At 68.6% G+C, this 25,268-nt stretch carries 24 protein-coding genes and 2 pseudogenes; 10 read left to right on the forward strand and 16 right to left on the reverse strand.

Translation table 11 applies throughout. The features are described from left to right. Positions 1-41 precede the first annotated feature (41 nt). Together AB0M67_RS37515 and AB0M67_RS37520 are read left to right on the forward strand one after the other, a co-directional pair. Positions 42-1,637 (forward strand): hypothetical protein, encoded by a 1,596-nt coding sequence (locus AB0M67_RS37515; RefSeq protein ID WP_365752114.1) that lies wholly within the window; start codon positions 42-44, stop codon positions 1,635-1,637. A 224-nt stretch (positions 1,638-1,861) separates the two neighbouring features. Beyond that, positions 1,862-2,551: a class I SAM-dependent methyltransferase gene (locus AB0M67_RS37520; RefSeq protein WP_365752115.1), complete on the forward strand. Its 690-nt coding sequence runs from the start codon at positions 1,862-1,864 to the stop codon at positions 2,549-2,551. Between the two features lie 111 nt (positions 2,552-2,662). Here the strand turns inward: AB0M67_RS37520 and AB0M67_RS37525 are convergent, their stop codons facing one another. The 6 genes and pseudogenes from AB0M67_RS37525 to AB0M67_RS37550 all read right to left on the reverse strand — a co-directional run. Further along, positions 2,663-3,049: a VOC family protein gene (locus AB0M67_RS37525; protein ID WP_365752117.1), complete on the reverse strand. Its 387-nt coding sequence runs from the start codon at positions 3,047-3,049 to the stop codon at positions 2,663-2,665. Beyond that, positions 3,046-3,339, reverse strand: coding sequence for a metalloregulator ArsR/SmtB family transcription factor (locus tag AB0M67_RS37530; RefSeq protein WP_365752119.1), 294 nt, complete (start codon positions 3,337-3,339; stop codon positions 3,046-3,048). The genes AB0M67_RS37525 and AB0M67_RS37530 overlap by 4 nt, the downstream gene beginning before the upstream one ends. A 264-nt stretch (positions 3,340-3,603) precedes the next feature. After that, entirely contained in the window at positions 3,604-3,852 is a 249-nt protein-coding gene (locus AB0M67_RS37535) for a hypothetical protein (protein WP_365752122.1), read from the reverse strand. Positions 3,853-4,056: 204 nt separating this feature from the next. Beyond that, complete coding sequence (locus tag AB0M67_RS37540; RefSeq protein ID WP_365752123.1) at positions 4,057-4,782, reverse strand: class I SAM-dependent methyltransferase; 726 nt, start codon at positions 4,780-4,782, stop codon at positions 4,057-4,059. 70 nt (positions 4,783-4,852) lie between these two features. Beyond that, complete coding sequence (locus AB0M67_RS37545) at positions 4,853-5,299, reverse strand: GNAT family N-acetyltransferase (protein ID WP_365752124.1); 447 nt, start codon at positions 5,297-5,299, stop codon at positions 4,853-4,855. 41 nt (positions 5,300-5,340) lie between these two features. Next, positions 5,341-5,518: pseudogene (locus AB0M67_RS37550) on the reverse strand (IS5/IS1182 family transposase); the annotation flags it as partial. A gap of 220 nt (positions 5,519-5,738) precedes the next feature. On the opposite strand from AB0M67_RS37550, the gene AB0M67_RS37555 reads away from it, so the two are divergent. Then, entirely contained in the window at positions 5,739-6,326 is a 588-nt protein-coding gene (locus tag AB0M67_RS37555; protein ID WP_365752126.1) for a DUF6879 family protein, read from the forward strand. Further along, positions 6,323-7,190, forward strand: a pseudogene (locus tag AB0M67_RS37560) (helix-turn-helix transcriptional regulator). The gene AB0M67_RS37555 and the pseudogene AB0M67_RS37560 overlap by 4 nt, the downstream one beginning before the upstream one ends. A 266-nt stretch (positions 7,191-7,456) precedes the next feature. Here the strand turns inward: AB0M67_RS37560 and AB0M67_RS37565 are convergent. Beyond that, positions 7,457-8,629, reverse strand: coding sequence for an acyl-CoA dehydrogenase (locus AB0M67_RS37565; protein WP_365752129.1), 1,173 nt, complete (start codon positions 8,627-8,629; stop codon positions 7,457-7,459). A gap of 184 nt (positions 8,630-8,813) precedes the next feature. Between AB0M67_RS37565 and AB0M67_RS37570 the strand changes: the two genes are divergently transcribed. Next, complete coding sequence (locus AB0M67_RS37570) at positions 8,814-10,160, forward strand: UDP-glucose/GDP-mannose dehydrogenase family protein (RefSeq protein ID WP_365752131.1); 1,347 nt, start codon at positions 8,814-8,816, stop codon at positions 10,158-10,160. A gap of 252 nt (positions 10,161-10,412) precedes the next feature. On the opposite strand, the gene AB0M67_RS37575 is transcribed toward AB0M67_RS37570, so the two are convergent. From AB0M67_RS37575 to AB0M67_RS37585, 3 genes are read right to left on the reverse strand one after another with little or no spacing between them, the layout of a single operon-like run. Beyond that, entirely contained in the window at positions 10,413-11,615 is a 1,203-nt protein-coding gene (locus AB0M67_RS37575; RefSeq protein ID WP_365752132.1) for a dipeptidase, read from the reverse strand. Between the two features lie 11 nt (positions 11,616-11,626). Next, entirely contained in the window at positions 11,627-12,154 is a 528-nt protein-coding gene (gene purE / locus AB0M67_RS37580; RefSeq protein ID WP_365752134.1) for a 5-(carboxyamino)imidazole ribonucleotide mutase, read from the reverse strand. Further along, positions 12,151-13,302, reverse strand: coding sequence for a 5-(carboxyamino)imidazole ribonucleotide synthase (locus AB0M67_RS37585; protein ID WP_365752135.1), 1,152 nt, complete (start codon positions 13,300-13,302; stop codon positions 12,151-12,153). Before AB0M67_RS37585 ends, purE begins: the two co-directional genes overlap by 4 nt. A gap of 191 nt (positions 13,303-13,493) precedes the next feature. Here AB0M67_RS37585 and AB0M67_RS37590 point away from each other — a divergent pair, with 191 nt between their 5' ends. After that, positions 13,494-14,027: a GtrA family protein gene (locus AB0M67_RS37590; protein WP_365752137.1), complete on the forward strand. Its 534-nt coding sequence runs from the start codon at positions 13,494-13,496 to the stop codon at positions 14,025-14,027. Positions 14,028-14,058: 31 nt separating this feature from the next. Here AB0M67_RS37590 and AB0M67_RS37595 read toward each other — a convergent pair whose 3' ends face one another. Beyond that, positions 14,059-15,333 carry an ATP-binding protein gene (locus AB0M67_RS37595; protein WP_365752139.1) on the reverse strand — a complete coding sequence of 425 codons (1,275 nt, stop codon included), beginning with the start codon at positions 15,331-15,333 and terminating at the stop codon, positions 14,059-14,061. A gap of 6 nt (positions 15,334-15,339) precedes the next feature. Then, the gene (locus AB0M67_RS37600; protein ID WP_030351003.1) at positions 15,340-16,017 is read right to left on the reverse strand and encodes a response regulator transcription factor; all 678 of its coding nucleotides are present in this window, start codon (positions 16,015-16,017) and stop codon (positions 15,340-15,342) included. Between the two features lie 337 nt (positions 16,018-16,354). On the opposite strand from AB0M67_RS37600, the gene AB0M67_RS37605 reads away from it, so the two are divergent. Further along, on the forward strand, positions 16,355-17,878 hold the full coding sequence (locus AB0M67_RS37605; protein WP_365752142.1) for an oligopeptide:H+ symporter: 1,524 nt from the start codon (positions 16,355-16,357) through the stop codon (positions 17,876-17,878). A 102-nt stretch (positions 17,879-17,980) separates the two neighbouring features. On the opposite strand, the gene AB0M67_RS37610 is transcribed toward AB0M67_RS37605, so the two are convergent. Both AB0M67_RS37610 and AB0M67_RS37615 read right to left on the reverse strand, forming a co-directional pair. Further along, entirely contained in the window at positions 17,981-18,469 is a 489-nt protein-coding gene (locus AB0M67_RS37610; protein ID WP_365752144.1) for an ATP-binding protein, read from the reverse strand. Between the two features lie 204 nt (positions 18,470-18,673). Next, entirely contained in the window at positions 18,674-19,042 is a 369-nt protein-coding gene (locus AB0M67_RS37615) for an STAS domain-containing protein (RefSeq protein ID WP_365752146.1), read from the reverse strand. A gap of 286 nt (positions 19,043-19,328) precedes the next feature. Between AB0M67_RS37615 and AB0M67_RS37620 the strand changes: the two genes are divergently transcribed. Both AB0M67_RS37620 and AB0M67_RS37625 read left to right on the forward strand, forming a co-directional pair. Continuing rightward, positions 19,329-20,264, forward strand: coding sequence for an RNA polymerase sigma factor SigF (locus AB0M67_RS37620; protein ID WP_365752148.1), 936 nt, complete (start codon positions 19,329-19,331; stop codon positions 20,262-20,264). A gap of 325 nt (positions 20,265-20,589) precedes the next feature. After that, a complete protein-coding gene (locus AB0M67_RS37625) occupies positions 20,590-21,861 on the forward strand; it encodes a cytochrome P450 (protein ID WP_365752174.1) in 1,272 nt (423 codons plus the stop codon). Between the two features lie 126 nt (positions 21,862-21,987). Here AB0M67_RS37625 and AB0M67_RS37630 read toward each other — a convergent pair whose 3' ends face one another. Then, positions 21,988-22,320, reverse strand: a complete 333-nt coding sequence (locus AB0M67_RS37630; RefSeq protein WP_365752149.1) for a DUF6415 family natural product biosynthesis protein — start codon at positions 22,318-22,320, stop codon at positions 21,988-21,990. 188 nt (positions 22,321-22,508) lie between these two features. On the opposite strand from AB0M67_RS37630, the gene AB0M67_RS37635 reads away from it, so the two are divergent. Further along, positions 22,509-23,921 (forward strand): hypothetical protein, encoded by a 1,413-nt coding sequence (locus tag AB0M67_RS37635; RefSeq protein ID WP_365752150.1) that lies wholly within the window; start codon positions 22,509-22,511, stop codon positions 23,919-23,921. A gap of 132 nt (positions 23,922-24,053) precedes the next feature. Here AB0M67_RS37635 and hutI read toward each other — a convergent pair whose 3' ends face one another. Next, positions 24,054-25,244 carry an imidazolonepropionase gene (gene hutI / locus AB0M67_RS37640; RefSeq protein WP_365752152.1) on the reverse strand — a complete coding sequence of 397 codons (1,191 nt, stop codon included), beginning with the start codon at positions 25,242-25,244 and terminating at the stop codon, positions 24,054-24,056. Positions 25,245-25,268 lie beyond the last annotated feature (24 nt).

Raw genomic sequence — 25,268 nt, forward strand, 5'->3', positions numbered from 1 at the left:
ATGTGCCGTAGATCAATGCCGCATGTTCCGATGGGGGACCCTTGAGAAAGATCATGGCCGTAGTGGGCACGGCCGTCGCGCTCTCCGCATCCACCCTGGTCGCCGCGCCGGCCGCGCAGGCGGCGGAGGTCAACCTCCGGTCGTTCGCGTGGAGCGTCGAGAAGGACGGCAAGATCCATGTGCTCTACGAGCACTGGGACCGGAACTCGCTTCCGTCCGACGTCACTGTCCGGGTCCGCGCCAAGGGCGGTGACGCGGTACTCGCCACGCTGGGCCTCAATGACGCCGGGCGCTGCACCACCGCGTCCGCCTGCGAGGAGCAGCAGTTCTGGACCGATCCGGTCGAACTGCCCGCGCTGGGTGTGTACACCGTGGACCTCGTGGTCCGGGCAGGCACGGCCGGCGAACTCGTCGACCGCGACAACGGTGAGGTCAACTACGGTCTCGCCCCGAAGCTGACCGCCACCGCCGACCGTCAGTCGGTGTCGTACGACCACCGCGTCGTCACGGTGAACGGCACGCTCTTCGCGCAGGACCCGAACACGCGCGAGATCAAACCGTTCGCGGGAGCCGGCGTCTACACCTGGTTCAAGTCCCCGGACTTCAGGACAGTGACCGTCGACAAGACGGGACGCTTCTCCGTGCCCTTCGAGTTCAGCGGGTACGAGACCAGCGAACGGCTCGACGTCTCGTTCCAGGGCAACGACGCGTCGTTCCCGGTGGCGGTGCGCAAGCAGCCGCTGAAACTGGCGGTGGAGGCCCCCGCCCGTACGGTCACGGCCCCCCACGGCAGCGATGTCCCCGCACGCGGCAAGGTGACCCGTACGGCCGACGACGGCACCGAGAAGCCGGCGGGCGGCGTCGGCGTCGTGGTCGACGGCCGGCCCATCACCAGTACCAAGGCCGACGGCACCTTCTCCGGAGCCTTCCCGGCCACGCGGTACGGGGCCACGCGCCTTGAGCTGGGCCAGGAGCCGTGGTTCGAGAAGTCGGGATCCCCGTACGACTTCCAGGTCAAGACGGCCGCGACCAGCACGTTCTCGGCGGTCGAAGCCGCTGTGGACAAGTACCGGAAGGTCACCTTCAGCGGCAAGCTGGGCGTCACGTCGGGCTCGTACCCCGCCGGGACGACGGGGCGCGTCTCCATCGACCACTCCTCTGACGGCCAGAACTGGTCGAGCGTGGGCCAGTTCACGGCCACGTACGGGGCCGCGTTCAAGCAGACCGCTCCGTTGAAGGGCTCGACCGGCAGCTACTGGCGCCTGCGCCACCTGGGCGCCACGGGCGTGGAGAGCCGCGCCTACAAGCTCGGCCGCCAGTACACCGAGATCCGGAGTGACGACGTCACGCCCGAGGGCGTACGCAAGGGCACGAAGCTGACGGCCAAGGGCACGCTGAGGCAGAAGTCCGGCTCCACCTGGAAGGCGTACGCCGGCCAGAAGGTCCGCGTCTACTTCAAGCCCGCCACGAAGGGGGCGGCCTGGAAGGAGCTGGGCAGCGCCACGACCCTCAGCAACGGCACGTTCAGCAAGCAGTTCACGGCGCAGCAGGACGGCACGTGGCAGATGCGCTACGTCGACACGGTGAAGACGCACTACGCGTCCAGCGGTCGTGAGGACTACGTCGACGTCCGCTGAGGACACCGGCCCCGAACGGGGGCCCCGAACCAGGTGGGGCCCCGGATATCCCGGGTCCCGGATGTCCCGGGTCCCGGATGTCCCGGGTCCCGGATGTCCCGGGTCCCGGATGTCCCGGGCCCACCCCTCGTTCAGGTGATCGTGTCGATCGGGCGGAATGCGCCCTCGGGGAAGCCGGGTAGAGCAGGAGCGACCGGCGATCGGCCGACGAGAGGGGAGGGACCGTGGGGCAGACGCAGGACGGAGGTTCCGAGGACATCGTCCAGCTGGCGCCGCAGGCGGCGAAGGCGGCGGCGTACTTCGACTCCCTGGGGCTCGGGTATCAGAAAGCGTTCGACGGCAGGAAGACGTCTCAGATCCGGGCGGCCGAGCGCCTGATGAGCCGGCTGGATCCCGGTGACCGAGTGCTGGACGCTGGGTGCGGCACGGGACTGCCCACCGCCGGGCAGTTGTGCGAGGGCGGCATGGACGTCACCGGGATCGATGTCTCCGAGGGCCTGCTCGCCCACGCACGGCGTCAGGTTCCGGGAGCGCGCTTCGTCAGGGCCGATCTCTTCGACCAGGACATGGATATCGGGCCGTTCGACGCTGTGGTGAGCTTCTACGCCCTCGTCGACCTGCCCGCGGACACGTTCATCGCCGCGCTGGAGAGACTGCGGGATCTCACGGTCACGGGCGGCACGGTGCTGGTCGCCGTCTCGGAGCGGCGCACCGACGACGAGGTGCGGTTCATGGACACGACCTACCGTCCCGCGCTGTGCCGACGTGAAGATCTCGGTGACTGGGCCCGCCGGGCGGGGCTGTGGGTGGACGAGTTGAACCTCTGCCCCGAGCAGGGAGCCGAAGGACAGCCCGAGACCGGTCTCTATCTCTGGGCCCGGCGCCTTCCGAAAGAGTCCCCTGTCCCGGCCTGAGCCGGGGCAGGGACGACGGACGCCGGACGACGGCTGAGGCTCGGGGGGCCGGCGAGGCTCGGGGGCCGGCGAGGCTTGGGCGGGACAAAGGGCCGGTCCCCGCGTCGGGGTCTACTTGTACTGGGCGATCTGGATGAGGTTGCCGCAGGTGTCGTCCAGCACCGCGGTGACGACGGGGCCCATCTCCACCGGCTCCTGGGTGAACCGCACCCCCAGCCCGCTCAGCCGCGTGAACTCCGCCTGTACGTCGTCCACGGCGAAGGATGTGGCCGGAATACCGTCCTCGACCAGCGCCGTCTTGTACGGCTTGACGGCCGGGTGGCCATCGGGTTCGAGCAGCAGTTCCGTGCCGTCGGGGTCCGCGGGCGAGACCACGGTCAGCCAACGGTCCGTGCCGAGGGGAACCTCGGTCTTCTTCACGAAGCCCAGTACGTCCGTGTAGAAACGCAGGGCCTTGTCCTGGTCATCGACGAAAACACTGGACAGGTGGATCCTCATGGGCTGTTCTCCCGGGATTTCGGCCTGAGCCACCGGACAGCGATGCGCTCAAGCGGTTCGGTGTTCAGATCGTGGAATTTGTAGCGGCCCTGGCGCCGAGTCCGGACCAGGTCGACGGACTCCAGCACGGCGAGGTGCTGGCTGATCGCCTGGCGGGACAGCCCCAGACCGTGTTTGGTCGTCAACCGTGCGCAGATCTCGAAGAGGGATTGCCCGTCTCGTTCCGCCAGCTCGTCAAGGATTCGCCGGCGAGTGGAGTCGGCCAGCGCCTTGAAAACATCATCTGCCACGAACCACACAATAGGCAAGTCAGTGCTTGCCTATCAAGTGGCCGGCCCGCACGGAGCGGGCTCCGCGTCGACCGGGGGGGCGCAGGCCGTCGAGCACGGTCCGGAGGATGGGTTCGAGATAGCCAGTGGGCCGCCGAGCGCCGGGCGGTCACCTCCGCGATCATCGGCCCGCGCACCGTGGAGCACCTGGACAGCTACCCTCGCCACCGCCGGCAGGCCGGCCTCTCAGATCTTGGCCACCGGGAGAGCGTGCCCGGCCGGGCCCTAACCGAGCTGTCCCGGCGGATGCGCCCAGAGCACCACGGCGTCATAGCCGTGCCGTTCCCGGATCGCGGCTTTCAGATACTCGACGGGCGGCGCGACCAGATGGTCTTTGCCATCCGGGTCGGTCCGCTGCGCACAGAGACCGGCCGGGAACGCGAACAGTTCCTCGCGTTCGTCATCCACCGGCCCGTCGGAGTCCTGCGGGATGGGCCGGTACGTCACACGCAGCTCAAGGCTTTCCTCTCTCATCCAGTCACGCTATCCGCCACCCGGACGGGAGGACGGCAGCCCAGCCGCAGGGTCACGAGAACGGCCGAAGCCTCGCGGACACGGAGTGCCAGAACGGCGACGTACAGCATCTGCTGGGTCCGCTCGCTCCGCGCGGCCTCTCCGGGACAACGTCGCAGGCCGGTCGTGCGTCATCGAAGGTCGAGCGGCATGGATCACCGCGGATCACGGACGTCGCGCCAGGAAGACGAACTCCCTTCCTGGACGGTCGGGCGCATCGCGGACGTTATCCACCACGTATCCGCGCGCGTCCAGGTCCCGCTCGACTTCCTCCCGCTCGCGGAAGCGCAGCGTCGAATCCGACGTCAGTACTTGTCCGTCCGCTGCGAACCTGTAGGTCCAGCGGAACGTCACCAGAGGCCGGCTCACCTCAATCAGCTGAACCCAACTCTCGACGGAGCCGACGTGTGGGATCTCGGTCACGCGGTAGGAGTTCTCACGGGTCCACTCGTCCCAGGCGCGTCCGGCCGGATCGCGCGTCTCGAAGACCAGATGCCCGCCGGGCCGCAGCGCTTCGTAGGCTCCCCGTAGCGTCTTCTGCCATGCCTGCGGATCAGCAATGGCCTGAGCGACGTTCGCTGTCATCGTCGCGAGGTCGACCTGAAGCGGTGGGAGGTCCGTCGCGTCGCCGCAGATCCAGCGCACTCGCTCACCTCCCGGCTTGGCCCGAGCGACATCGATGGATGCCTGAGCGGGATCCACACCGACGACCTCGGTCCCGCGGTCGGCCAGGAGAAGTGCGAACACCCCTGTGCCGCAACCGATGTCCAGTACTCGTTGTCCCTGAAACTCTTCTGCCATCTGCAGGTATGCATCGAGGTCGCTGCGGTCGGGGTCGAGCGGATCGTAGATCGCGGCGAGTCGTGGATGCGCGAAGCAGTCGTCAGCCATACGGCCGAACGTACGCGGAGCTGAGCCCGAACAGCGCTGTGGACGAGCAGGCTAGGGCCTGTCCGGCGGATCAGTTCAGACGCAGGTCGATCCAGGGCACGGTGTCGCCCTCGCGCAGTAGATAGCGTTCGAGTTCGACGAAGCCGCGCTGTTGTGCAAAGCGCAGCCCATCCGGATTGGACGCCAGGACTACGGTCTCGATCACTTGAGCGCCCAGCGCACGGGACTGGTCCAGGGCACGCTCGTAGAGTCGAGTGCCGAAGCCGCGGCGGCGGTGCTGGGGAAGAACGCGGGCGATGACCGTCGCGGTGGCGCCGTTGTCCTTGGTGGGCGGGCGCACAGTGGTGCATCCGATCAGGACGTCGCCGAGGTAGGCAACCTCCATGCGGTTGCGGCCGGTGCGGGCACGGACATCGTCGAGCGACAGCACGTCGCCGGGAACGATCAGGTTGTGGGCGTACTGCCAATCGCGGATCGAGGCGTCGTCGTTCACCGCTTGGATATGAAGCTCGTTCACCGGAGCAGCAAATCGGTGTCTGCCGTGCGCGTCAACTCATCACGGATGCGGTTCATGACGGGGATGAACTGCGGGGCGTCGTCCCACTGGCCCGGTGTGATCAGCGGGGCCAGGGGGGCGGCGTCCGCCTTCTCCGGCGAGATGGATTTCGCGGGTGAGCCTGTCCCGGGAGCGCCCGAGTCCCTCATCGGGGCGGTGTTGCCGGGGCGTTGTTCTTTTCCCGGCACTCGCGGGCGTCGCAGGATCCCGTTGATGATCCTGCGACGGCTCGCCCAACGACCGCCTTGCTTCACGGACTTCGGCAGACGCGCCCTCAGGCGCAGGTTACGCGGTTTCCCGTTCCGTCAACCGTGATCGCTTGACCCGTGTGCCCGGCCCTCGGGAGCATCAACCCAGATGCGGGGTACTGGCGGCGACATGGGAGAGGGGAACCCAGACCATGAAGGTCACCAAGCTGGTCAGCACATGCGACATCAAGGACTGCCCGACGATCTACGCGACGGATCGCGGCACCTTCCTGGTGCAGGGCGAGACGCCGACCGACCACGGGCTTCAGATTCCCGCGCGCGAAACCCTGGACGACTACAGCAAGTCCGGGAGCGTCGACGCTTATCAGGCATTCCTGGCCGGGGAGCCACAGCCGGACGACTACAACGCGGGCTGGGTCGAAGAACTGCGCTCGCACACAGAGAAGGGGAAGCGGGTCTACCGGGTCCATGTTCTGTCCCGCCCGCTCACGGACTATCTTAGATTCGAACTCGGCTGGGGCTACCAGAAGAACACGACCGGGGGCGAAGAGTTCTTCATCCTCGATATCACGGGCAAACCCAACCCCGTGGAGAACGTTCAGGATTTCTGGTTGTTCGACTCCGAATCCGTGGCCGTGATGAACTACGACGGCAGCAGGAAGTACCTGGGGTCTGAAGTGCTACCGCCGGAACGAACGGCGGAATTCGCACGGTACCGTGACGCGGCACTCGCGCACGCGGAACCGTTCACCGAATGGTGGGCCAAGTACGGGGCGTGAACAGAGCACAGCTTGGAGCCGCACTTCGAGCCCTGCGAGTGGCATCCGGCAAGGAAGCCAAAGCGGTGGCTCGCAGCGCCCTCATGTCTCCGTCCAAGCTGTCCAAGATCGAGAATGTGAAGCTGGCACCTAGCGCGACAGACGTAGAGCGCATTCTGACAGCCATCGGTGTCTCGGACGAGGTCAAGGCGGAGTACACAGAGGCCGCACGCGTGTCAGCGACAGAGGCGACGGCATGGCGCCTACTCAAGCGGATCGGGGTCCACAAAGGCCAGCAGGCCGCCAAGGCGTTGGAAGCCCAGATGTCCGTGCTACGGCTGTTCCAACCCGCGCTGGTTCCGGGCCTGCTCCAGACCCCCGAGTACATCCGGGCCATTCTGCAACGCCACAACCTGAGCGAAGACGCACTCACGCGAACGATCAACGGGCGACTTGAACGGCAAGCAGTTCTCTACGACAGTACGAAGTCGCTGCGGTTCATCATCACTGAGCCTGTTCTGCGCTGGCGCATCGTGCGACCACAGATGATGGCTGCTCAGCTTGATCGCATCGTGTCTATTTCACGGCTCTCCCACGTGGACATCCGGATAGCCCCCCCTGCGGGCTCAACAACACGACATCGCGAATCATGCTTTCGTCATCCGCGACGACCGCATGGTGACTGTTGAAACCGTCCATGCCGAGGTCGTTGTTACGGACCCGCGAGATGTGGGTCTCTACGTTGCTAAGTTCGAAGGATTCGAGCGAGTAGCGCTGGCCGGCGACGAAATGCGGGGGCTGGTTATGAGTTCCTGGAGTAATGCCCATTCGAGAAAGAATAAGACCCACCACGGGGCGCCTTCCTTCGGCTGTGTACAGGTATGAAATTTCCAGAAAGCCGGATGACGGCCCACCAGCACGACGACCCCACGGAGTCGTCAGAGGTCGCCTGATCCGCGTACGACAACAGCCCCCGGCGTCGCGCCGGGGGCTGTGTTGATTGTGCAGGTCAGCGGGTGTTCTCGGCTCGGCATCTGCCCAGGGTTCCCTCAGTGTGATGCCCAGGAACGGCCCTGATCGGGCCGCAACGGGCAGAAAACCAAGGGTGTCCGTCCGGACCTTCGAAACAGCTTCTGACCTGCGAAACCCGGCTAGGGAAGGTTCCTTGCCATCACGATCCGCTGGACCTGGTTCGTGCCCTCGTAGATCTGGGTGATCTTGGCGTCGCGCATCATCCGCTCGACCGGGTAGTCGCGCGTGTAGCCGTACCCGCCGAGGAGTTGTACCGCGTCCGTGGTGATCTCCATGGCCGCGTCGGAGGCGAAGCACTTGGCCGCCGCGCCGAAGAAGGTGAGGTCCTCCTTCGCGCTGCCCGCGGAGACGCGCTCCGACCTGGCGGCGGCCGAGTAGGTGAGCTGGCGGGCCGCCTCCAGCTTCATGGCCATGTCGGCCAGCATGAACTGCACACCCTGGAAGTCGCCGATCGGCTTGCCGAACTGCTTGCGCTCCTGGACATAGCCCTTGGCGTAGTCGAGCGCGCCCTGCGCGATGCCGAGTGCCTGGGCCGCGATCGTGATGCGGGTGTGGTCCAGGGTCTTCATCGCGGTGGCGAAGCCCGTACCCTCCTCGCCGATCAGCCGGTCCGCGGGGATACGGACGTTGTCGAGGTAGACCTCGCGCGTCGGGGAGCCCTTGATGCCCAGCTTCTTCTCCGGGGCGCCGAAGGAGACGCCCTCGTCGCCCTTCTCGACCACGAACGCGCTGATGCCCTTGGTCCGCTTGTCCGGGGCGGTGACGGCCATGACCGTGTAGTACTCGGAGACGCCGGCGTTGGTGATCCAGCGCTTCACGCCATTGAGGACGTAGTGGTCGCCGTCCCGGACCGCCTTGGTCTTCATGCCGCCCGCGTCGGAGCCCGCGTCCGGCTCGGAGAGGCAGTACGAGAACATCGCGTCGCCCTTGGCCAGCGGACCCAGATAGGTCTTCTTGAGGTTCTCGGAGCCGGAGAGGATCACCGGCAGCGAGCCGAGCTTGTTCACGGCCGGGATCAGTGAGGAGGAGGCGCAGACGCGCGCGATCTCCTCGATGACGATCACGGTGGCGAGGGCATCGGCGCCGGCGCCGCCGTACTCCTCGGGGACATGGACCGCGTGCAGATCGGAGGCGACCAGCGCGTCCAGGGCCTCCTGCGGGAAGCGCGCCTCCTCGTCCACCGCCGCGGCGAACGGGGCGATCTTCGCCTCCGCGAGCGCGCGCACGGTCTCGCGGAGCATGTCGTGCTCCTCGGAGGGGCGGTACAGGTCGAAATCAGCCGATCCGGCCACGGTCTTTCACTCCCCAGGATGCTAACTACCGTTAAGTAACACAATTTTAGGGGGCCGAGGCGCCGCCGGGATAGGTGAGTTTGCCGACAGCGAATCCATACGGGAAGAAGTGCCCCTGCGGAGCCCCCGCTACGCGCGGCTATGCTCGGGCCCGCACCTGCCCGCGTCCCCCTGGAGCACTCACATGGCCCTCAAGATCACCGTGATCGGCACCGGCTATCTCGGCGCCACGCACGCCGCGGCCATGGCGGAGCTGGGCTTCGAGGTCCTCGGCCTCGATGTGGTCCCCGAGAAGATCGAACTGCTCTCGACGGGCCGGGTCCCGATGTACGAGCCCGGCCTGGAAGAGTTGCTGCGCAAACATGTCGCCGGGATCGAGGGATCGACCGGGCGGCTGCGGTTCACCATGGACTGGGCGGAGATCGCGGAGTTCGGCGATGTGCACTTCGTCTGTGTGAACACCCCGCAGAAGCACGGTGAGTACGCCTGCGACATGTCGTACGTCGACTCCGCGATCGAGAGCCTCGCCAAGCATCTGGGCAGGCCCGCGCTGGTCGTCGGCAAGTCGACGGTGCCCGTGGGCAGCGCGGAGCGGCTCGCGGCCCGCATCGTCGAACTGGCGCCCGCGGGCGGCGAGGTGGAGCTGGCCTGGAACCCGGAGTTCCTGCGCGAGGGCTTCGCCGTACAGGACACGCTGCACCCCGACCGGATCGTGGTGGGCGTACGCAGCGAGTACGCCGAGCGGGTGCTGCGCGAGGTGTACGCGACGCCCGTGGGCGAGGGGTCGCCGTTCGTGGTGACCGACTTCCCGACCGCCGAGCTGGTGAAGACCTCCGCGAACTCCTTCCTGGCCACCAAGATCTCGTTCATCAACGCGATGGCGGAGGTCTGCGAGGCGGCCGGCGGCGATGTGGTGAAGCTGGCGGAGGCGCTCGGGTACGACGAGCGGATCGGGAAGAAGTTCCTGCGCGCCGGGATCGGCTTCGGCGGCGGCTGTCTGCCGAAGGACATCCGGGCCTTCATGGCGCGGGCGGGCGAGCTGGGCGCGGACCAGGCGCTGACGTTCCTGCGCGAGGTCGACTCGATCAATATGCGGCGCCGCGGGCACATGGTGGAGCTGGCGCGCGAGGCCGTGGGCGGCGATTCGTCGTTCCTGGGGAAGCGTGTCGCGGTGCTCGGCGCGACCTTCAAGCCGGACTCGGACGACGTACGGGACTCCCCCGCGCTCAATGTCGCGGGGCAGATCCACCTCCAGGGCGGCCAGGTGACGGTGTACGACCCCAAGGGCATGGAGAACGCCAAGCGGCTCTTCCCGACGCTGCGGTACGCGCCGTCCGCGCTGGACGCGGTGCGTGGCGCCGATGTCGTCCTGCATCTGACGGAGTGGCGCGAGTTCCGCGAGCTGGACCCGGCGGCCCTGGGCGAGGCGGCGTCGCGCCGGCTGATCCTGGACGGACGTAACGCGCTGGATCCGGCGCGGTGGCGCGCGGCGGGCTGGACGTACCGAGCGATGGGGCGCCCGCGCGCCTGAGCGGGGCCGGTGGTCCGCCCGAGCCGGGCCGGCGGTCAGCCCGAACCGGGCCGACGGTCCGCCCGAGCCGGGCCCCGGGGCGGCCCCGCACCCAGGCGAGCGCCACCGCCGCCGAGGGTGACATAGGAATCGAGTGGCATGTCCGCTCCCTCGGCGTCGCGCGTCTCAGGTCGCGCCGCGGGTGGCGCCACGGCGCTCTCTTTCAGCCCACCGGGGCGCCGTCCTCGCGCGCGCTACGGGAGAGCGCGGATCTCAGCCGTCCAGTTCCTCGATCGTCGCCAGCGAAGGGCCGCGTTCGTCCCGCAGCCCCCGCGCCACATCCTCCGCCGCGCGCAGCACCCGTACCGCGTTCTGCCAGGTCAGCTTCGCCAGGTCCGCGGTGGACCAGTTACGGGCCAGGAGTTCCGCGATCAGGTTCGGGTAGCCCGAGACATCGTCCAGGCCGGCCGGGGTGAAGGCCGTGCCGTCGAAGTCGCCGCCGATGCCGATGTGGTCGATGCCGGCGGTCTCACGCATATGGTCCAGATGGTCCGCGACCGTCGCCGCCGTGGCGGTCGGGCGGGGGTGGGACACCTCGAACGCCCGGTGGATCTCCATGGCGCGCGCGGTGGTGTCCAGCGGGTGCAGGCCGTGGGCCCGCATGTTCTCGTCCGCCGCCTGGGTCCAGGCCACCGCCGCGGGGAGGATGAACTTCGGTACGAACGTGGCCATCGCCACGCCGCCGTTCGCGGGCAGCTTCTCCAGCACGTCGTCGGGGATATTGCGCGGGTGGTCGCAGACCGCCCGCGCCGACGAGTGCGAGAAGATCACCGGCGCCCCCGTCGTGGCGAGCGCGTCGCGCATCGTCGTGGCGGCGACATGCGAGAGGTCGACCAGCATGCCGGTCCGGTTCATCTCGCGGACCACCTCGCGGCCGAAGGCCGAGAGCCCGCCCACGCCCGGGGCGTCGGTCGCCGAGTCCGCCCACGCGAGATTGTCGTTATGGGTGAGCGTCATATAGCGAACACCCAGGGTATGGAGGGCCCGCAGCGTGCCGAGGGAGTTGTTGATGGAGTGGCCGCCCTCGGCGCCCATCAAGGAGGCGATCCTGCCGTGCCGGCGCGCCGTCTCCATGTCGTCCGCCGTCAGGGCGCGGAACAGGTGGTCCGGGTAGCGGGCCAGCAGCCGGCCGACCACGTCGATCTGCTCCAGCGTCGCGCTGACCGCGTCGTCACCGGCCATGTCGGACCGTACGTACACGGACCAGAACTGGCCGCCGACGCCGCCCCGCCGCAGCCGGGGGATGTCCGTGTGCAGCTTCCCCGACAGATCGTCCGCGATATCGAGCCGGTCCAGGTCGTAGCGCACATGCTCGCGCAGCGCCCACGGCAGGTCGTTGTGTCCGTCGACCACGGGGAAGTCGGCCAGCAGGGCACGGGCCTCGTCGAGGAAGGGCGTGGAGGGCGTGGAGTCCATGGCCGCGACCGTCACTTTCCGAATCCGAAGTGGTCCGCGCCCTCGGCTTTCGCGCGCAGCCGCTTGCCCTTCGTCGTCGCCTGGTCGTTCAGCTCCTGCTGGAACTCCCGCATCCTGGCCTGGAGTTCGGGGTCATGGGCGGCGAGGATACGGGCGGCGAGCAGCCCCGCGTTACGGGCGCCGCCGACCGAGACGGTGGCGACCGGCACCCCGGCGGGCATCTGGACGATGGACAGCAGCGAGTCCATGCCGTCGAGGTACTTCAGCGGTACGGGGACGCCGATCACCGGCAGCGGGGTCACCGAGGCGAGCATGCCCGGCAGATGCGCCGCACCGCCCGCGCCCGCGATGACCGCCTTGAGCCCGCGCCCGGCGGCCTCCTCGCCGTACGCGATCATCTCGCGCGGCATACGGTGCGCGGACACGACATCGACCTCGTACGGGATCTCGAACTCGTGGAGGGCCTTCGCGGCGGCCTCCATGACGGGCCAGTCGGAGTCCGAGCCCATGACGACGCCGACCAGGGGAGCAACAGTCATTCGGTGATCGTTCCTCGGAGGTAGCCGGCGGCGTGGCGGGCGCGCTCCAGCACGTCGTCCAGGTCGTCGCCGTAAGTGTTGACATGCCCCACCTTGCGGCCGGGTTTCACGTCCTTGCCATACATATGGATCTTCAGCCGCGGGTCCCGCGCCATGCAATGCAGATAGGCCGCGTACATATCCGGATAGTCGCCGCCCAGCACATTGCACATGACCGTCCAGGGCGCACGCGGGCGCGGGTCGCCGAGCGGCAGATCGAGTACGGCGCGCACATGGTTGGCGAACTGCGAGGTGATCGCGCCGTCCTGGGTCCAGTGCCCGGAGTTGTGCGGGCGCATCGCCAGCTCGTTGACGAGAATGCCGGGGGTCCCGTCGTCGGCACGGGTCTCGAAGAGTTCCACCGCGAGATGGCCCACGACCCCCAGCTCGGCGGCTATCCGCAGCGCGAGCCGCTGGGCCTCGCCCGCCAGTTCGTCCGACAGTCCGGGCGCGGGGGCGATGACGGTGTCACAGACGCCGTCGACCTGCCGGGACTCGACCACGGGGTACGCGACGGCCTGGCCGTGCGGGGAGCGGACGATGTTCGCGGCCAGCTCGCGTACGAAGTCGACCTTCTCCTCGGCGAGTACGGGGACCCCGGCGCGGAAGGGCTGCTCGGCGTCCTCCTCGGACCGTACGAACCAGACGCCCTTGCCGTCGTAGCCGCCGCGCACCGTCTTGAGGATGACCGGGAAGCCGCCGACCTCGGCGGCGAAGGCCGCCGCGTCGGCCGGGCCGGTGACGATGCGGTGGCGCGGGCAGGGCGCGCCCAACTCGGTCAGCCTGGCGCGCATGACGCCCTTGTCCTGCGCGTGCACCAGCGCGTCAGGACCGGGCCTGACGGGGATTCCGTCCGCCTCCAGGGCGCGCAGATGCTCGATCGGCACATGCTCGTGATCGAACGTGATCACATCACAGCCGCGCGCGAAGTCACGCAGCGTGTCCAGGTCGCGGTAGTCGCCGACGACGACATCGCTCACCACCTGGGCCGCCGAGTCCTGCGGGGTGTCACTGAGGAGCTTGAATCTGAGGCCGAGGGGGATGCCCGCCTCGTGGGTCATACGGGCGAGCTGACCGCCGCCGACCATGCCGACTACCGGGAACGTCACGCCCCCAGGGTATCCGCCGCCCGGAGGTGGCCGTCCCCGAGCTCGGCCGGGCCCCCCTCCCGTACGGGCGTCCCCCGTACGGGCGCCACCGACCGTGACCGAGTGTGACGTACGGTCCCCCAGGCGGCCGAAGGGGCCGCTGGTTAGCATGGTTCGGAACCGACATCGACCGGACGGGGCTGAACGGGCATATGAGCGAACGGGGCGCACTCCGCGTGCGACTGGACCGGCTCGTCCGCGAGGTGGTCAAGTTCGGCGCGGTGGGCGGCGCGGGGCTGCTGGTCAACCTGCTGGTCTTCAATCTCGTACGGCACACGACCACGCTCCCCGTGGTGCGGGCCAGCATCCTGGCCACCGTCGTCGCGATCGCCTTCAACTACGTGGGCTTCCGCTACTTCACCTACCGGGACCGGGACAAGAGCCGCCGCACGAAGGAGCTGACGCTCTTCCTGCTGTTCAGCGTGGTCGGCCTGGTCATCGAGAACGGGGTGCTCTACGCCGCGACGTACGGCTTCGACTGGGACAGCCCGCTCCAGAGCAATGTGTTCAAGTTCCTCGGCATCGGGATCGCGACGCTCTTCCGCTTCTGGTCGTACCGCACCTGGGTGTTCCGCGCCCAGCCCGCCGCCGCGGCCGTGGGACTGCCGGACGAATCGTTCCTGGAGCGGGCAGGCGAAGGGGAAGAGAAGCACGAGCGCCCGCGGCCCCACCGGATCCGCGGCTGAGGAAGCCCCGAGGAGGAGGTGCCCCACCCGGTCAGCGGACCGGCCGCTCCGGGGATTTCGGGGCCTTGCGGGTACCGGCCTCCCGGCTCAGGAAGAGCGCGAAGACCGGCGGCTGCTGCTGGAGCAGCTCCAGCCGGCCGCCGTCCGCCTCCGCCAGGTCGCGGGCCACGGCGAGGCCGATCCCGGTGGAGTTGCGGCCACTGATGGTGCGCTCGAAGATCCGCGCCCCGAGGTCCGCCGGAACGCCGGGGCCCTCGTCGGTCACCTCGATGACGGACTGGTTGCCGGTGACGCGGGTGCGCAGGGCGACCGTACCGCCCCCGTGCATGAGTGAGTTCTCGATCAGCGCGGCCAGCACCTGGGCGACCGCGCCCGGCGTGCCGACGGCCCGCATCCCCTGCCGGCCCGAGCAGACGATGGCGCGCCCGGCACTGCGGTAGGCCGGGCGCCACTCCTCGATCTGCTGTTTGACGATCTCGTCGAGATCGAAGGCGACGGCGGAGCCGGTACGCGGGTCGCGCGCGTTGGTGAGCAGCCGCTCCACCACATCGGTCAGTCGCTCGACCTGCGCCAGCGCGACCATCGCCTCCTCCTTCACCGTCTCCAGGTCGTCGGTGGCGGAGATCTCCTCCAGCCGCATCGAGAGGGCGGTCAGTGGCGTACGGAGCTGATGCGAGGCGTCCGCGGCGAGCCGCCGCTCGGCGGTGAGCATCCGGGCGATGCGCTCGGCGCTGGAGTCGAGGACATCGGCGACCCGGTCGAGCTCGGGGACCGCGTACCGCTTGTGCCGGGGGCGCGGGTCGCCGGAGCCCAGGCGCTCCGCGGTCTCCGCGAGATCGGTGAGCGGTGAGGCCAGCTTGTTGGCCTGGCGCACGGCGAGCAGTACGGCGGCGATGACCGCGAGCAGCGCCACCGCGCCGATGATCAGGAGGGTGCGGCCGACCTCACGTGTCACGGAGGAGCGGGGCTCCTCGACGATGACGGTCTCGCCCTCCTCGCCCTTCGCCTTGCCCCGGATGACGCTGCCGGTCGGCCGCTCGCCGAGCTCGACGACGGGTCGGCCCGGGATCTCGATCCGGGCGTAGCGCGTCTGGTTGATCTGTTCGGCCAGCACCTTGGCGCTGATGTGGTCGCCGCCGAGGAGGCGGCTGTCGACGATGCTCACCAGCCGCACCGCCTCGGAGTCCACGCTCTCCTGGGCGCTGCTGCTGATCGTGCGGGTCTCGACGATGACCAGCGATACCCCGAAGACGGCGATGACGACGAGCACCACGGCGAGCGTGGAGTTGATCAGACGACGGCGCAAGGTGCCTTAGCTCTTCTCGAACCGGAAGCCGACCCCGCGCACGGTGGCGATATAGCGCGGGTTGGCGGCGTCGTCACCGAGCTTCTTGCGCAGCCAGGAGATATGCATGTCGAGGGTCTTGGTCGACGACCACCAGGTGGTGTCCCAGACCTCGCGCATCAGCTGGTCGCGGGTGACGACCCGGCCCGCGTCCCGGACGAGGACCCGCAGCAGGTCGAACTCCTTGGCGGTGAGCTGGAGTTCCTCGTCGCCCATCCAGGCGCGGTGCGACTCGACATCGATCCGTACGCCATGGGTGGCGGGGGCGGGCACGGGGTCCGAGGCGCCGCGCCGGAGCAGGGCCCGTACGCGTGCCAGCAGCTCCGCGAGCCGGAAGGGCTTGGTCACATAGTCGTCGGCGCCGGCGTCCAGGCCGACCACGGTGTCCACCTCGTCGGCGCGGGCGGTCAGCACCAGGATCGGCACGGCGTGGCCCTCGGCGCGCAGTCGGCGGGCGACTTCGAGGCCGTCCATCCCTGGCAGGCCCAGGTCGAGTACGACCAGGTCGACACCGCCCTGGAGGCCGGCGTCCAGCGCGGTCGGACCGTCTTCGCGGACCTCGACCTCGTAACCCTCCCGACGCAGGGCGCGGGCCAGCGGCTCCGAGATGGAAGCGTCGTCCTCGGCGAGCAGTACACGGGTCATGGGGTGATGGTAGACCGCACGGGGCGGCGCTTGGGCCTTGCTCGACAACGCCTTCGAGTTCATGTGCGATCCGATGATCTACCTTCGAATATAAGAGTCTGGTTCCATCAGAACCTGTGATCCATCTCTCAAGTCCTTCCATATGGGTCTCTGTCATGTCGTATGGTGTTGAGACGCCTGTAGTACCACTAGGAGATCTTTGGCCTGCCGAGCGCCAAGGGTCTCCTCTTCGCGTCTCCGCGCCGGGGACGGCATGTCCCGCTCCCCGGCCCGCCCCCCACACCGGGCGCGTCACCGCTGACCCAGCGCCGCGTCCCGAGCAAGCAAGGATCGACCCATGGCGTCCAGCCTGACGAAGGACTCGCCCAGCGCACCCGCCGGACCCGAGAAGACCTTCTTCGGCCACCCCCGCGGACTGGCCACGCTCTTCATGACCGAGATGTGGGAGCGCTTCAGCTTCTACGGCATGAGAGCCCTGCTCACCATCTATCTGATCTCCGGTGGCCCCGATGCCTCGAAGGGGCTTCAGGGCGGCGGGCTCGGGATGGATCTGGCCACCACCACGGCCATCTACTCCATCTATCTGTCCATGGTCTATCTGCTGGCGATGCCCGGTGGCTGGCTGGGCGACAGGGTCTGGGGGCCGCGCAAGACCGTCACGATCGCGGCCTGCACGATCATGCTGGGCCATCTCACCCTTGCCCTGCCGGGGACGGGGAGCTTCTTCGCCGGTCTGGCGCTGGTGGCGCTCGGTTCGGGTCTGCTGAAGGCCAATATCTCCACGATGGTCGGCCATCTCTACGACGGCCCCAACGACCCGCGCCGTGACGGCGGGTTCACCATCTTCTACATGGGCATCAACATCGGTGCCTTCTTCGCCCCGCTGATCATCGGCACCGTCGGCGAGACCTACAACTGGCATCTGGGCTTCGCCCTCGCGGCGGCCGGCATGGGCATCGGCCTGATCATGTTCCTGCTCGGCACGAAGCATCTGAGCCCGCGGAGCAGCCGCGTCCCGACCCCGCTCTCCCGCGAGGAGCGCGTCACCTGGCTGCGCAAGGGCATGACCTGGCTGCTGATCGCCGCCGTCTTCTATGGCGCCGTCGGTCTCAGCGGCAACTTCACGCTCAACTGGGCGATGGTCCCGCTGACGCTCGCGGGCATCGCGATCCCGGCCGCCGTGCTGATCCGGATCAAGCGCGACAAGGAGCTGTCGGAGACCGAGCAGACCAAGATGTCCGGGTACATCTGGTTCTTCGTGGCCGCGGCCGTGTTCTGGATGATCTACGACCAGGGTGGCTCCACGGTCCAGGCGTTCGGTACGACGAAGGCCTCGGGCGAGCTGTTCGGGCTGGGCTTCCCGTCCTCCTGGTACCAGTCGCTGAACCCCGTGTTCATCATGGCGCTCGCGCCGGTCTTCGCCTGGTTCTGGCTCTGGCTGAACCGCCGCGGCCAGGAGCCGAGCACGGTCGTGAAGTTCGCCGCCGGGCTGTTCTTCGTCGGCGTCTCGTTCTTCTTCTTCCTGATCCCGCTGGCGATGGCGGCGGACGGCACGCTGGTCAGCCCGCTGTGGCTGGTGGGCATCTATCTGATCCAGACCGTGGGCGAGCTCTGCGTCTCCCCGGTGGGTCTGTCGGTGACGACGAAGATGGCGCCGGCGAAGTACGCGAGCCAGATGATGGGGGTCTGGTTCCTTGCGGTCACCGCGGGCGACTCCGTGACCGGTCTGCTCTCCATCGGCGGGGTCGATCTGGGCAAGACGGGCGTGGTGGCCCTGGAAGCGCTGCTGGCGTCCCTGGCCGGCTTCGCGGTCTTCATGTACCGCAGGAAGGTACGGGCGCTGATGGGCGACATCCACTAGCGGCGCGCGCAAGGGCCGTACAGCACGCAAGGGCCGTACGGCACGTGAAGGGGCCGCCGCTCCGGGTAACGGCGCGGCGGCCCTTCGCGTGGGCTACGCGCGTTACGACGGAGCGGCCAGCTCCGCCCAGACCGTTTTGCCGGCCGCGCCGGGCGCCCGGACCACGCCCCAGTCGAGGCAGAGCCGCTGGACGATGAACATGCCGTGGCCGCCGGGGCGTCCCGCGCGGTGCGGGGTACGGGGGGCCGGCTGGCCCGTACCGCGGTCCGTCACCTCAAGACGCAGCACCTTGGCGGTGTGCGCGACCCGCAGCCCCTCGGGGCCCTCCGCGTGCAGACACGCGTTGGTGACCAGCTCGGAGACGACCAGCAGCACGTCCTCCGCCGCCGCCCGCCGGTCCGCGGTCGAGGCGGGGAGCCAGCCCCAGTCGTAGAGCGCCTGACGGGTGAAGTCGCGCGCGAGCGGTACGACACCGCTGGCGCCGGCCAGGGCGAGCGACCGTACCCGCGCGTCGGACGTCGCGGCAGCGGTTCCCGCACCGTCCGGCTCGGGGCCGAGATCGCCCGGCGGAGGCTGCCGGGTGGTGCTCATCAGCGCTTCACCTCACCGATTCACCGAATAAGCCAGTTCTTGTCTACAGAGAGTGCGGGTTCCCGCTGGGTCCGCCGGGGGTCTTCTGCCCCTCCGAATCGTGACAACACCCACTTCACCGATCCGGAAATGGTGAGGAGCGCAACAGGACAGGGCAGAGCGAGGGTCCGGGTGATGGCCCGGGGTGCAGAGTAGCGGCAGGAGTCAGCCGGCCAGGGCGTCTTCGAGGGAGTCATGGACGGTGAAGACCGCGTCCGCGCCGGTGATCTCGAAGACGCGAGCCACCACGGGAAGCATCGCGGCGAGATGGACCCCGCCGCCGGCGGCATCCGCCTTGAGGCGGGCGCCCAGCAGGACGTTGAGTCCGGTGGAATCGCAGAATTCCAATTGCGAACAGTCGATCACGAGGCGTGACCGGCCCTGTTCGAGTGCTTCGTCCAGAGGTGTCCGCAACAGGTCGGCCGTGTGGTGATCCAACTCACCGGCCACTGTCACTACTTCACTCCGGCCTTCGGGCCGAACCTCGACCCGAAGCCGGCCCCGGTTCGTGCTGCCGACCGTCTGGCGGTCCATGCCCGTCCCTCTTCGCCGTGTCGTGCGCCGTTGTCAGATTCTGCCACCCCGTCGCCATCCGATCCCGATGACGCCCCTCGAACATTACGCCTTTCACACGCCGACCGGTACCCAAAGTCCCCCACAATAAGGACATATGAAACAATTAACACTTGCAACTGTCAGCGTCCAACGGGTAGGGCTTGTAGGGACACATCCGACCACGACCGGCTTTGGAGGCGCCGCACACCGCAGCAGCGCGTATTGGCATCGGCAGCCATATGCCGAGAACGTATGGAGGAGACCCATGTCACCCCGGCTCGACGAGACGCGTACCCAGCACGCGACGTCGGCAATTCCGCCCGCACTGTCCGAGACCGACATCACATCGCCCGTCGGCGTCACACCGGGGGCCGGTGTCGAGGGCCCGGTCGAGGGCCTTGAGGACCTGCCCGAGATCCCGCCCTTCGACGAGGTGGGCGCGGTGGACGCCCGAGCCCTGTCGAAGACGCTCTTCGCCCGGCTGGAAGCTCTCGAAGAGGGCACGCACGAACACGCGTACGTCCGCAACACGCTGGTCGAGCTGAATCTCGCCCTGGTGAAGTTCGCGGCCTCCCGGTTCCGCTCCCGCAGCGAACCGATGGAAGACATCGTGCAGGTCGGCACGATCGGTCTGATCAAGGCCATCGACCGCTTCGAGCTGAGCCGAGGCGTCGAGTTCCCCACCTTCGCGATGCCGACCATCGTCGGCGAGATCAAGCGTTTCTTCCGCGACACGTCGTGGTCGGTACGCGTACCGCGCAGACTCCAGGAACTCCGCCTCGACCTCGCCAAGGCGGGCGACGAACTGGCCCAGCAGCTCGACCGGGCGCCCACCGTCGCCGAACTCGCCCACCGCCTCGACATCACCAACGAGGAGGTCGTCGAGGGCATGGCGGCGAGCAACGCGTACACCGCCAGCTCGCTGGACGCCCAGCCCGAGGACGACGACTCCGAGGGCGCGCTCGCGGACCGGATCGGCTACGAGGACCACGGGCTCGAAGGGATCGAGTACGTCGAGTCCCTGAAGCCGCTGATCGCGAGCCTGCCGACGCGTGACCGGAAGATCCTCTCCCTGCGCTTCGTCGCCAATATGACGCAGTCGGAGATCGGCGAGGAGCTGAACATCTCGCAGATGCATGTGTCCCGGCTGCTCTCCCGCACCCTCAAGAGACTCAGAAAGGGTCTGACGCTGGAGGAGTGAGGCGCCCGCGCTCCCTGCCCTGGGCCTTTTTGACGGCTCGTCCGTTATGGGCGACATTGAGCCGGGCAGGGGAGCGTGGGGAGACGGTCACGGGTGGCGGACGTGAGGGCTGTAACAGGCCGGAACACGCTGAACCACGACGGAGGACGCCGGAAGAGGCCGGAAGCGACCGAAACAGGCCGGATGACGACGGAAGAGGCCGGAACAGCTCCTGTCCCGGGCCGCCCGGTCCCTCATAGGATCGGACCGACCCCGTGCCGGGAGGGAGTGTCCGATGACCGCGTCATATCCGTCCCAGTCCGCGTCGCACTCCACACCCCACCGGATGGACTCGTCCAGGCCCTACCGGATGGACTCGTCCGGCGGCTGTCCGCACGCCGCCAACGCCGCGCTGCTGGCGAAGGGCGCCGCGGCCGAGGTGCTGCTCCCCGGGGACGTACCGGCGGCTGCGGTGCTCGGGCACGAGGCGCTCAAGGATTTCATCGGCCATCCGGATGTCGCCAAGAACGCCCGGCACTTCACCGCGCTGCGCGAGGGGCGAATTCCGGACGGCTGGCCGCTGCGGACCTTCGCGACCGTGCAGGGCATGGTCACCTCGGACGGCGACGACCACCGGCGGCTGCGTTCACTGGTGAGCAAGGCGTTCACGGCCCGGCGGGTGGAGGCGCTGCGACCTGGGATCGAGCGGCTGACCGACGAGCTGCTGGACGGTGTGGAGGCCGCGGCGGCCCGAGCGCGCGGCGGCGCGGGTGGCGGCGTGAGTGACGGCCTGAGTGACGGCGTGGTGGATCTGCGGGCGCTCTTCGCGCTGCCGCTGCCCATGCGCGTCATCAGTGAACTGCTCGGCGTGGACGAGGAGTTCCGGGACCGGCTGCATGAGCTCTCGAACCAGGTGGTCGCGACCGACATCGGGCCCGAGGAAGCGGTGGCCGCGAACAGGGAGATGGTGGCGGTGCTGTCCGCCGTGGCGGCTTCTCGCAAGGACCGTCCGGGCGAGGACCTCACCAGCGCCCTGATCGCCGCGCGCGAGGAGGGCGGCGACCGGCTCGGGGAGGCCGAACTCATCGGCACGATGATCGTGATGATCATCGCCGGTCATGAGACGACGCTCAATCTGATCACCAACGCGGTGCGCGCGCTCTGCGCCCACCGGGACCAGTTGGAGCTGATCAGGACCGGTGGCGCCGACTGGGCGGACGCGGTCGAGGAGACGCTGCGCTGGGACAGTCCGGTCAGTTTCTTCCCGTTCCGTTATCCGACCCGGGATCTGACGGTGGACGGCACGCTGATCCCGGCGGGCACTCCGGTACTGGCCGGCTTCTCCGCCGCCGGCCGTGATCCCGCCGCCCACGGTCCTGACGCGGACCGCTTCGACGTCAAGCGCCGTACGCGCTCCACCACACGGCATCTCTCGCTGGGCCACGGTGCGCACTACTGTCTGGGCGCACCGCTGGCGAGGATGGAGACGACGATCGCGCTGCGGCGGTTGTTCAGTCGCTTCCCGGACCTGAGGATCGCGGTCCCGGAAGAAGAGCTTCCGCGCCATCGGAGCTTTGTGGGCAACAGCGTGCGGGAACTGCCTGTGGTGCTGGGGTAGTTGAGCCCGCCGCAGCCGTGATCGGCGACGAGACGTCCTAGAGGCGCAGCCCGACGGCCAGGGCGATGGTGATCCCCAGCGTGCAGACCGCGACGACGAACCACGCCTGATGCTTCGCTTCCGGAGTCATGTTCGGTGTCGCCCTTCACGTTCGTGCAAGTAGTCCATGAACGTGCGGCACATGCGGGCCAGGGCTCGCATGTGGACCCAGTTCGCCATGGCGCCGTCGCCGGGCCCGCTGCCGGTCAGGTCGTACCAGTCCTTCAGCGCGCCCTTGGCCCGGACGGTGTGCTCGGTCTCGGGGATCCGCTCCACGAACCCGACGAGCAACGCCCCATGGTTGATCAGCCGATTGGTGAGATCGGCGATCTCCACCGGTGGCGGCATCAGGCGGTGCGGGGCGAGCGCGCGGTCGATGTTCAAGGCTATGACATCGAAGGCGATATCGTCATATGCCAATGCCTTCCTATGAGCGTTTTCCTCTGTGCCTCCGGCTCTGCGGTCTGTCACTGTGGTCACCTTGGCCCCCCGCTCTCTTCGTGTGTTCGGCGTCTACTTGAAGAGAAAACCGCGTTATTACCCTCCCCGGGTACCGTGGAGGGCAGGTCCGAGAATGAAAGCCATGAACGCTTGGGGGAGTTAAAGGCATGGCGAGTAACTCACGTCACTCACGCACACCCAATGCAGGGTTGGCCTCCCTGCTTGAGCAGGCGAAATGGTCCCGTGCGCAGTTCGCGCAGATCGTCAATCGCATCGGCGCGGAAGCCGGGCTCCAGCTGCGCTACGACCAGTCCGCGGTCTCCCACTGGGTCGCGGGCACCACCCCGAAGGAGCAGGTCAGACCACTGATCGTGGAGGCGTTCGCGCGTAAGCTCGGGCGTCCGGTCACCCATGCGGAGGCCGGTCTGCCGGTCGCCGCTTCCGCGCACGTCCCGGCGGGCTCCGGCCTGCCCGGCTCCTACGGCACCTTCGGCACTTCCGGTACTTCCGGCGTCAATACGTTCGAAGAACTGGTCGACATGGGAAGGGCCGACATGGACCCGTCGCGTCGCAGTTTGATTGCCGCAGGACTGTTCTCGGCCGCGATCGTGGTGCCGCTGTTCCCTGATCTGGCGCACGCCGCTACCGCGCCGTCGGCGCCCCCCGGCAAACGGACGGCTCGGATCGGCGCGCCGCAAGTACAGGCTGTACGTACGATGACCGATCGAATAGCGGACATTCTCGATGAACTCGGCGGGGGGCACGCGCGTCCGATGGCCGCCGCGTTTCTGGTGAACACGGTCATGCCGTGGCTCAAGGCCGAGGCTCCCGAGGGCGTGCGGAGCGACATGCTGTCGGCGGCGTCCGATCTGGTCTATCTGACCGGGTGGATGGCGATGTACGAGCGGGCGCACGGACTCGGCCAGCAGTACTACCTCAGGGCACTGGAGCTGGCGGGCGCCGCCGAGGACCATACGACCTACTGCCGCACGCTGCGCGGTATGTCCCTCCAGGCGTCCAATCTCGGCTACGGCAAGCGCGCGCTGGAGCTCGCCGACTCGGCCGCCGAGGCGTCCCCGAAGGCCGGTCCGCGTCTACGGGCCTTCCTCTCCGGGCAGCAGGCCCACTCGGCGGCGATGGTCGGCGACAAACGGCAGGCGTTCACCCGGCTCCGGGAGACCGAGACGGCGCTGACGAAGGCGGACAACCGGCGTGAGTCGGTCGGCGGCTACGACACGACGGCGTATCTGTTCCACACGTCCCATGTGCTGTACGAGTTCAAGGATCTGCCGGGGTCGATATCCGCGCTCCAGCAGTCCCTGAAGGCGCAGCAGAAGAACGAGCGGCAGGGCAGGGTCCACTTCCTCGCGGTGCTGGCGCAGCGTCAGCTGGAGCTGGGGCATCTGGAGGCCGCGTGCGGGAGTTGGTGGCAGTTCCTGGAGGACTACGAGCATGTCTCGTCGGCACGGGGTGACGAGCACTTCGAGACGATGCGGCGCAGGCTGAAGCCGTACGCGAAGACGCAGGCGGTACGGAGGCTGCGGGCGAAGATCGACGAGGTGGCGGTGCTGAAGGGGTAGCGGCGCACCGGGCCGCCGGGCGGCGAGGGGCAGGGGCAGCGGACCGGCCTCGGCGGAGCCGGCCCGGCCTCGGCTGACCTGGACCGGCCACGGCTGGCCTGGTCTCGGCCGGCCCGGTCAGTGGACCCGGCCTCAGTGGATCCGCTCGCCGGCCCGCCAGACCCCCGTGACCAGGGGCACCCCCGGCCGGTAGGCCAGATGCACATGGCTCGGGGCGTCGAGGAGGGCGAGGTCGGCGCGGGCGCCCGGGGTGAGGCGGCCGATGTCCTGGCGGCGCAGGGCCGCCGCGCCACCCGCCGTGGCCGACCAGACCGCCTCGTCCGGGGTCATGCCCATGTCCCGTACGGCGAGCGCGATACAGAACGGCATGGACGAGGTGAAGGACGAGCCGGGGTTGCAGTCGGTGGAGAGGGCGACGGTCGCGCCCGCGTCGAGGAGGCGGCGGGCGTCCGGCCAGGCGGCGCGGGTGGAGAACTCGGCGCCGGGGAGCAGCGTGGCCACGGTCGCGCCCTGGGCGAGGGCGTCCACGTCCGCGTCGGTCAGATGCGTGCAGTGGTCGGCGGACGCGGCGTCGAGTTCGACGGCGAGCTGGACACCGGGACCGTACGAGAGCTGATTGGCGTGGACGCGGGGGTGCAGGCCCTTCGCGGCTCCGGCGGTGAGGATCGCGCGGGCCTGGTCGCCGTCGAAGGCGCCCTTCTCGCAGAAGACATCGATCCAACGGGCGTACGGGGCGCAGGCGTCGAGCATCTCGCCGGTGACGAGGGCGACATACGCGGCGGGGTCGTCGGCGTGGTCGGGCGGGACGATGTGCGCGCCGAGGTAGGTGACCTCGTCGGTCTGCGCGCGGGCGATACGGAGGGCGCGGGCCTCGTCCTCGACGGTCAGGCCGTAACCGGACTTGGTCTCCTGGGTGGTGGTGCCCTGGCGAAGCGCCTCGGCCAGATAGCGCGCGACGTTGGCGCTCAGCTCGGTGTCGGTGGCGGCACGGGTCGCGGCGACGGTGGTGCGGATGCCGCCCGCGGAGTAGGCGCGGCCGGACATCCGGGCGTTGAACTCCTGGGTGCGGTCGCCCGCGAAGACCAGATGGGAGTGGGAGTCCACGAAGCCCGGGATCACGGCCCGGCCACCGGCGTCGACGGCATTGTCAGTGGCGGGTGCTTTGCTTGATTCACCGACCCAGACCACGTGGTCGCCGTCGATGACGACGGCCGCGTCCTGGATCAGACCGATGGGGGATCCGTCACCCAGGGAGGGATCGTTGGTGACCAGACTGGCGATGTTGGTGAGGGCGGTGGTGCCCGCCGTGGTGGTGGTCGTCATCGTGACGCTGTTCTCCTTCGGCGG

The organism is Streptomyces sp. NPDC051662, assembly GCF_040681655.1.
In the GTDB taxonomy this organism is placed as follows: domain Bacteria; phylum Actinomycetota; class Actinomycetes; order Streptomycetales; family Streptomycetaceae; genus Streptomyces.